The organism is Paenibacillus sp. IHB B 3415, assembly GCF_000802655.2.
Lineage (GTDB): Bacteria > Bacillota > Bacilli > Paenibacillales > Paenibacillaceae > Paenibacillus_AQ > Paenibacillus_AQ phytohabitans.
In genome coordinates this window covers 1-9,362 of the sequence record NZ_JUEI01000155.1, presented here as the reverse complement: position 1 = coordinate 9,362, position 9,362 = coordinate 1, and the positions used below count along the sequence as shown (strand labels likewise).

Below are 9,362 nucleotides of genomic sequence, written 5' to 3'. Positions count from 1 at the left end.
ATAGACAAGCGCATGGATCTGTTCCTTGCTTACATGCACATCTGCGGGGGGAAAGACAAAGACACGTGCATCATAGACGTAATTACAAGATGCAGCTCATACTTGAAAAAATAAGCAAAAGGTGGTACTTCAGCAAAAGCTAATCGGTATGGTTGTCGAACTAGGTATCACAATTAATTAATTAATATTAAATCTATGAGATATACATTAACATAGAGTGTATTCCGATAATTATATTTAAAGGTATTTTATTCTATTTTTATCCTATTTTTTATCGATAAATGTATAATACGGTAAATTAAAAAAGGGTGGTATGTTATTAACTAAAACAACTATATTTCTGCCATTAGCGGGTATTGGAACGCTTATCGCAAGCAAAGACCGGTAGATGTTGGAATTGAAGCAAAATATACTCGACGTTAAGAATTATCCGTGCATGGTCCTTCGCGAGTTCGGAGAGAAATATACCCTAAAAGGAATCTCTAAAATGCTGAATCGGCTTGGTTTTAGTTACACGAAAGCCACTTATACCCTTGTACGAGCCAACAAAGAGGAATAGAAACAATTTCGCGAGGTCACTTTACCTGAGCTTAACAGAGCAGCTGAACCAGGGAGAAATCGACCATCTTTTATTTGAAGATGAATCTATGATAAGGGCCTATTTGGCTTTGCAGTCCAACTGGTTTCGAAAGGACAACAACGCAAAGTCCCGACTCATAGCGAGCATAAAGGAGCGAAACTGTTTGCTTCTATCGACTTGATCTCGGAAGGGGCACTAGAGTCCTGTAAAGTCGCTTAAAAGATTCTGTGATGATTAAATGTCATTCCAGTCGAATCTCATGTTGTAATACCAGATAAAGTTTGTGAATTATTTAAGTGATTTCTATATGTAGTAGCGTTTGAATATGTGTGCATAGGTTATTTTGGGCTAATACCAAAAAGGGAGAAGCTTTTAAGAATTAAGAAGAGATGTAATGAAAATATGTGTAAAGGAGGACACAATGCAAAGAAGGGATCGAGATTTTGGTTTTGTACTGTTGAGAACGCTGTTTTCTAGATTGTTTTGGGCGTTTTTAATAATCATTTTTCATCTGTTAGTAATTTTTTTCTTGAGAATTAGATTGGAAAATTTCGACTTTCATCACGCAGTTAGTTTGCTTCCAACATATTTTTTACCTGTACTATGTTTATTGCTAAATACTTATCTGTACTTTAATTATTCATCAAAAAAAAGGAAATTTATATGGGCATTTGTAAGTACAATTCCAAGTGGAATATTATTATTCTACATCAAAAATAGTTATAATTCATCAGTTGTAAATGAACCGATTTTTAATAAATATAGTATTGAGTTGGGTATTTATTTTCCACTATTCTATCTTATTTTTCAGTTTGTTCTTTTGCTTGCCTGGTTATCGGATTGGAAATCAAGGAAAGATAATGTCAATTAGTGAAATAATGAAAATTTAAATCCGAATAGAGAGAGCTGGTAGACTAATGAAAAAATTTTCTTTCATTTTCTTATGTTTAGTAATCCAATTTTCCTTTTTAGGCAATTTTGTTGAAGCAGGTGCGGCATCGAATTACAGCACGACTAATGATAAGCCTATTAAAAATACAGGCTATACTTTAATGAATAATAATACGAGTGAGAATGACAAGAGTATAGGGATATTATCTACTCATGTATGGTCAGATTCATCAGTAGTCAAATATGGAGATCAACTTAATATCAATTATAGTTTTGATTATGATGACCATTATTTAACGGTGACTATATTTAAAGATAATATTTGGTACAAAGATGTTCCATTAGGGTATAGCCAGAATGGGTCTTACGCTTTTGATCCTCCAGATGAAGGGGTATACCGTTTTGAAGTTAAACCAATTGATCAGCCTTCTTATTCGAGTAGTTGTACCGTCAAAGTCTACAAAGATAGAATAATTTTTATTCCGGGTATAATGGGAACAGATCTTTTTGTAGGTGATAAGCAAGTCTGGAGACCTGATGCAAATGGATATGGTTCTGTGATAGGTAATATGAACAAAATAATGATGAATCCACTTGGTGAAAGTATTGAAGAGATCAGAGCCGGAGGAAGCTTGGAGGATTATTATAAAAGTTTTATTGATTTTTTTGAAGGTGAGAATTATAAAGTAGTGGACTTTGGTTATGATTGGAGATTGAGTTCTGCAGTCTCTGCTCAGAAATTAAAAATCAAAATAGATAGTGAGAGAAACAAGTGGCCTGAAAGTAAGATATATATAGTAGCCCATAGTATGGGTGGTTTAGTAGCAACAGAGTATATTAAACAGGGGAATGCAAACCACATAGACAAACTGATCACTCTAGGGACCCCTTTTTTGGGAGCTCCATATGCAGCGTATGCTTTTGAAACTGGAGTAGTTCTTCAAATGAGTGATTTTGTAGATACAATAATGAGTCAAGCCTTTCGTAGCGCTCTTCTTAATATACCCTCAACATATGAATTACTTCCATCTAAAGACTATTTTACATATCAAGGGAAAGGTTATTTAAAATCCAGAAAATATCCTGAACCGAGTTGGAGTAGGACAGTAGAAACAAAATATAGTAGTTATGATGACACATATGTTTTTTTAAAGAACGGAAGAAGTTGGTCTAATGATATGTTATTAGAAAGAGCTAAACAGGCTCAAGAGGGGTTGACTATCAAGTCGATTCTTAATCAAGTCGATTCTTATTATTTCATTGGAGATAGGAATGAGACAATAGGTGAATATACGATTAATACTCATTCCGCCAGCGGGAATATAACGGATGTAAAAAATATTCAAGGAGACGGTGTAGTCCCAGTTTTAAGTGCTAATCTGGGTTTTCAATTAAATTCAAATAGATCTTATTATATAAAGTCAAGCCATACGAGCTTAGCAAAAAATAGAAACGTCCAAAATCAAATTCTAAGTATATTACAAGGTAATACGAATATAATTGCACCTGACAAAATTAAAAGAACATATACAACAATTAAATCTTTGAAACTAAAAATTGAATGTCCAGTAGATATTCATGTATATGATTCTTTAGGAAATCATATCGGTCTTATTGATGATGATACCTATGAAAAAGGTATTCCTTATAGTGAATATTTCTCTGATGGTGAAACTAAAATTGTCTTACTTAATGATGATGATAATTTTCATGTTCGTTTAAACGGATATGGATATGGCACTATGACCTTTTCAATAACTCGATCTAACGAAGCAGATATAGAAGACAATAGTATCAGATATGATAATATAAACGTTACCCCTAACACAGTATTTACTACTGAAATTAACCAGAGTGGCCAATTTGTTCTTCAAATAGATGAGAATGGTGATGGAATTATTGATCGTAATATATCCCCCTCAGTCAATCTTGATTTAGAAGGAACTCAAGACGAAACAATTCCAACACTCAGCTCACACGTTGATGGGGTAAAGGGCGTCAATGAATGGTATGGAAAAAATGTTAATTATATTTTATCTGGACAAGACAATGCATCTGGTGTTTATAAGTATTTTTATGATCTTAATGATTCTGAATACAAAGAATATACTCAGCCCATGGCACTCCCTAACACAGGAATATATAATTTCAAGTCGTATGTTCGAGACAAGAATAGGAACGACTCTGAAGTATTAACGGAAACGGTGAAGGTAGACACTACCAATCCGACTGTACCCGTAATGACGGTCGATCCAACAACATGGACGAATAAATTTGTCACGATTACATTAAATGGCGGGACGGATACGGATAGCGGCTTCCAAAAATATCAATACAAGATTAATCAGAACGGGGAATGGAAGGACTATACTGCTCCTTTTGTGATCGATTCAGAAGGTCTGTACAATGTTTACGCCAGATCAGTGGACAATGTATTCAATCTTAGTGCAGAAGTAACTGGGGTGGCTAAAGTTGATAAGACCAATCCCCCTAAGCCAATTATGACAGTAGCGCCATCGAAATGGACAAATCAATTGGTTACCATTACTTTGTCAGGTGGAACGGATACGGATAAAGGTTTTCCGAATAGTGGCTTTCAAAAGTATCAATACAAGATTGATGAAGGTGAATGGAAGGATTATACCGCACCTATTATTATTGATACGGAGGGTTTATATAAGGTCATAGCTCGATCTGTAGACACTGCTACTAATCTCAGTGAAGAAGTCTCTGGGGAAGCGAAAATTGATAGAACTAATCCGCCTAAACCAACAATGACGGTTGAGCCCTTAAAGTGGACCAATAAGTTTGTCACTGTTACCTTAACTGGCGGAACCGATACGGATAAAGGTTATCCTAACAGCGGATTTCAAAAATATCAATATAAAATAGGAGCAAATGGAGCATGGATAGATTACAACATTCCTCTAATTTTTGATATCGAAGGTCTATATAATGTATTTGCTAGATCGGTAGATAATGCATCTAATTTGAGTGAGGGAGTTAGCGGAGATGCTAAAGTAGACAAAACGAATCCGTCAACACCTAGTGGATTTGATATCGTTCTATTCAATTATAATAAAGTCAAAATTTCTTGGTTGCCATCTAACGATAATGTGGGAGTCACTGGCTATGATGTATACCAAGATTCTAAATTGTTAGGGAATACAAGAGACACAGAATTCACCTTCTATAACTTGACATCTAATAAATCTTATACTTTTAAAGTGGTTGCAAGAGATGAAGCTGAAAATTCTTCACTAGATGGAGTTTATGTGGTAAGAACGCCGTTAAGTCTTGTTAGTGCAGGAGGAACGGCTGGTTTCCAAATAAAAGAAGATGGTACCGTGTGGGCGTGGGGAAGTAACGGAGGTAAGTTAGGAGATGGAACAACGACCCCGAAGACCACAGCTGTGCAAATTCCAGGATTAACCAATGTTATTTCGATAGTAGTAGGGCTGAATCATACTCTGGGACTTAAGAGCGATGGAACTGTATGGGCATGGGGACTGAATTCAGCGGGTCAATTGGGGGTAGGAAGCACGACAAGCAGTTTGGTCCCTCAGCGGGTAAATAACTTGAGTGGAATTATTGCTGTCGCTGCCAATGGAGGTAGTAGTTATGCGCTAAAAAATGACGGGACGGTATGGTCGTGGGGCAACAACTACTATGGCCAATTGGGAGATAACACCACTACGACCCGACTTACGCCAGTACAGGATGCAGCGTTAACCAACTTTGCGGCGTATCAAGTACAGGTCCTGAATGCAGGAGGAAATATAGTGGTGGATTCGGGAGTGGTGAATCAGCCCTTGACCAGTACAATAAACACTTGGACAGTGGGCGAAGCGTTACCATCCGGCCAGACCTACCAAGTGAAAGTGAAGGTATATGACGAACATTTGTGGTCGGAATGGTCGAGCGTGGGGTGGATGAGAGTGAACATAGGTTTGGACGTACTGACATCCAACGTTAGTGCAGGAGGAACGGCTGGTTTCCAAATAAAAGAAGATGGTACCGTGTGGGCGTGGGGAAGTAACGGAGGTAAGTTAGGAGATGGAACAACGACCCCGAAGACCACAGCTGTGCAAATTCCAGGATTAACCAATGTTATTTCGATAGCAGTAGGGCTGAATCATACTCTGGGACTTAAGAGCGATGGAACTGTATGGGCATGGGGACTGAATTCAGCGGGTCAATTGGGGGTAGGAAGCACGACAAGCAGTTTGGTCCCTCAGCGGGTAAATAACTTGAGTGGAATTATTGCTGTCGCTGCCAATGGAGGTAGTAGTTATGCGCTAAAAAATGACGGGACGGTATGGTCGTGGGGCAACAACTACTATGGCCAATTGGGAGATAACACCACTACGACCCGACTTACGCCAGTACAAGTGCTGGGGGTAAGCGGAGTAACTGCGTTAGCGGCCGGAGATAGCTATACCTATGCGTTAACGAGTGCGGGAACCGTTTGGGGCTGGGGAAGAAGTAACCATTATAAAATTCCGGGTGCAACGGCCGAAACTACGCCGAAAGCCATCGTAATGACTGGGCTGACGGATATTGCGGGCATTGCCGCAGGAAGTGGGATCAACACGGGGATAGCACTGAAGAAAGACGGAAGTGTAGTTATATGGGGTGAAAATTATTGGCAAATTGTAGCAGTAAACGGCCTGAGCGGAATACGGTCCATTAGCGGAGGCAACAGCAATTATGCAGTTACGGCCAATGGGGACGTGCAAAGCTGGAACGGAGCCCAACCCCCGGTGAAAGTAGAGGGTCTAAGTGATGTGAGTGCGGTGGCAGGGGGCGAGAATTTTGCGATAGCGTCCAAGGCGGATGGAAGTGTCTGGACGTGGGGGAGCATCAATACCTCCGGGCAGTTAGGGGATGGGACAACGATTGCACGGACCACACCCGCACCAATAAAAGAAAATACGGCACCAAAAGTGACGTTAACGTATCCATTAGGCAGTGAAGGAGCCCCAGAGGAGAGCAAAGTTAACCAGCCGTCTATACGGTGGACGCAGGCGGATGCAGCGTTAACCAACTTTGCGGCGTATCAAGTACAGGTCCTGAATGCAGGAGGAAATATAGTGGTGGATTCGGGAGTGGTGAATCAGCCCTTGACCAGTACAATAAACACTTGGACAGTGGGCGAAGCGTTACCATCCGGCCAGACCTACCAAGTGAAAGTGAAGGTATATGACGAACATTTGTGGTCGGAATGGTCGAGCGTGGGGTGGATGAGAGTGAACATAGGTTTGGACGTACTGACATCCAACGTTAGTGCAGGAGGAACGGCTGGTTTCCAAATAAAAGAAGATGGTACCGTGTGGGCGTGGGGAAGTAACGGAGGTAAGTTAGGAGATGCAACGACCCCGAAGACCACAGCTGTGCAAATTCCAGGATTAACCAATGTTATTTCGATAGCAGTAGGGCTGAATCATACTCTGGGACTTAAGAGCGATGGAACTGTATGGGCATGGGGACTGAATTCAGCGGGTCAATTGGGGGTAGGAAGCACGACAAGCAGTTTGGTCCCTCAGCGGGTAAATAACTTGAGTGGAATTATTGCTGTCGCTGCCAATGGAGGTAGTAGTTATGCGCTAAAAAATGACGGGACGGTATGGTCGTGGGGCAACAACTACTATGGCCAATTGGGAGATAACACCACTACGACCCGACTTACGCCAGTACAAGTGCTGGGGGTAAGCGGAGTAACTGCGTTAGCGGCCGGAGATAGCTATACCTATGCGTTAACGAGTGCGGGAACCGTTTGGGGCTGGGGAAGAAGTAACCATTATAAAATTCCGGGTGCAACGGCCGAAACTACGCCGAAAGCCATCGTAATGACTGGGCTGACGGATATTGCGGGCATCGCCGCAGGGAGTGGGATCAACACGGGGTTGGCGCTGAAGAAAGACGGAAGTGTAGTTGTATGGGGTGAGAATTATGGACAAATTGTAGCAGTAAACGGCCTAAGCGGAATACGGTCCATTAGCGGAGGCAACAGCAATTATGCAGTTACGGCCAATGGAGAGGTGCAAAGCTGGAACGGAGCCCAAACCCCAGTGAAAGTAGAGGGTCTAAGTGACGTGAGTGCGGTGGCAGGGGGCGAGAATTTTGCGATAGCGTCCAAGGCGGATGGAAGTGTCTGGACGTGGGGGAGCATCAATACCTCCGGGCAGTTAGGGGATGGGACAACGATTGCACGGACCACACCCGCACCAATAAAAGAAAATACGGCACCAAAAGTGACGTTAACGTATCCATTAGGCAGTGAAGGAGCCCCAGAGGAGAGCAAAGTTAACCAGCCGTCTATACGGTGGACGCAGGCGGATGCAGCGTTAACCAACTTTGCGGCGTATCAAGTACAGGTCCTGAATGCAGGAGGAAATATAGTGGTGGATTCGGGAGTGGTGAATCAGCCCTTGACCAGTACAATAAACACTTGGACAGTGGGCGAAGCGTTACCATCCGGCCAGACCTACCAAGTGAAAGTGAAGGTATATGACGAACATTTGTGGTCGGAATGGTCGAGCGTGGGGTGGATGAGAGTGAACATAGGTTTGGACGTACTGACATCCAACGTTAGTGCAGGAGGAACGGCTGGTTTCCAAATAAAAGAAGATGGTACCGTGTGGGCGTGGGGAAGTAACGGAGGTAAGTTAGGAGATGTAATGACTGGGCTGACGGATATTGCGGGCATCGCCGCAGGGAGTGGGATCAACACGGGGTTGGCGCTGAAGAAAGACGGAAGTGTAGTTGTATGGGGTGAGAATTATGGACAAATTGTAGCAGTAAACGGCCTAAGCGGAATACGGTCCATTAGCGGAGGCAACAGCAATTATGCAGTTACGGCCAATGGAGAGGTGCAAAGCTGGAACGGAGCCCAAACCCCAGTGAAAGTAGAGGGTCTAAGTGACGTGAGTACGGTGGCAGGGGGCGAGAATTTTGCGATAGCGTCCAAGGCAGATGGAAGTGTCTGGACGTGGGGGAGTACCAATACCTACGGGCAGTTAGGGGATGGAACAACGACTGCACGAACCACACCTGCACCGTTAAAAGAAAATACGGCACCAAAAGTGACGTTAACGTATCCACTAGGCAGTGAAGGAGCCCCAGAGGAGAGCAAAGTTAACCAGCCGTCCATACGGTGGACGCAGGTGGATGCAGCGTTAACCAACTTTGCGGCGTATCAAGTACAGGTCCTGAATGCAGGAGGAAATATAGTGGTGGATTCGGGAGTGGTGAATCAGCCCTTGACCAGTACAATAAACACTTGGACAGTGGGCGAAGCGTTACCATCCGGCCAGACCTACCAAGTGAAAGTGAAGGTATATGACGAACATTTGTGGTCGGAATGGTCGAGCGTGGGGTGGATAAGCTGGAACGGAGCCCAAACCCCAGTGAAAGTAGAGGGTCTAAGTGACGTGAGTGCGGTGGCAGGGGGCGAGAATTTTGCGATAGCGTCCAAGGCGGATGGAAGTGTCTGGACGTGGGGGAGCATCAATACCTCCGGGCAGTTAGGGGATGGGACAACGATTGCACGGACCACACCCGCACCAATAAAAGAAAATACGGCACCAAAAGTGACGTTAACGTATCCATTAGGCAGTGAAGGAGCCCCAGAGGAGAGCAAAGTTAACCAGCCGTCCATACGGTGGACGCAGGTGGATGCAGCGTTAACCAACTTTGCGGCGTATCAAGTACAGGTCCTGAATGCAGGAGGAAATATAGTGGTGGATTCGGGAGTGGTGAATCAGCCCTTGACCAGTACAATAAACACTTGGACAGTGGGCGAAGCGTTACCATCCGGCCAGACCTACCAAGTGAAAGTGAAGGTATATGACGAACATTTGTGGTCGGAATGGTCGAGCGTGGGGTGGAT

Annotated in this window: 2 protein-coding genes; both read left to right on the top strand. The window is 42.9% G+C overall.

Translation table 11 applies throughout. The annotated features are described in order from the left end of the window. The first annotated feature begins 388 nt into the window (after positions 1–388). On the top strand, positions 389–559 hold the full coding sequence (locus tag QW71_RS42340) for a winged helix-turn-helix domain-containing protein (RefSeq protein ID WP_083442862.1): 171 nt from the start codon (positions 389–391) through the stop codon (positions 557–559). 938 nt (positions 560–1,497) lie between these two features. Next, positions 1,498–9,362, top strand: a 7,865-nt coding sequence (locus QW71_RS35640) for an OmpL47-type beta-barrel domain-containing protein (protein ID WP_039310618.1), incomplete at its 3' end; no start/stop codon positions are given.

Bases quoted from the DNA above. Each gene is read 5' to 3' on its own strand.
- QW71_RS42340 (WP_083442862.1), top strand. From the start codon at position 389: ATGTTGGAATTGAAGCAAAATATACTCGACGTTAAGAATTATCCGTGC.